Source organism: Affinundibacterium seohonense (assembly GCF_014284305.1).
Classification (GTDB): domain Bacteria; phylum Pseudomonadota; class Gammaproteobacteria; order Burkholderiales; family Burkholderiaceae_D; genus Undibacterium; species Undibacterium seohonense.
On the sequence record NZ_JACOFW010000158.1, the window covers coordinates 1 to 216 of the forward strand.

General features: G+C 45.8%; 1 pseudogene. It reads right to left on the reverse strand.

Going from position 1 to position 216, the window contains the following annotated elements:
- Positions 1 to 216 (reverse strand): annotated as a pseudogene (locus H8K52_RS20985) (IS5/IS1182 family transposase); the annotation flags it as partial.

Genomic DNA, 216 nt, shown 5'->3' on the forward strand with positions numbered 1-216 from the left:
GTTTGGCATCCGATTTGTATTCGCGGTAGCCAAGTCGATTCGTAGTGGAGTACGCCAGTAATTGACCATTCGGACAACGATACACATCTGCTTGCGCATCATATTCATACTCGCGCTTATAGAAGAAACCATCTTTATGATTGGGGCGACGATAGCCAATCACGCCATAGATATTGCGCTCAACTAAACCTTTGCAAATGTGGGGTGTGAAGTAGC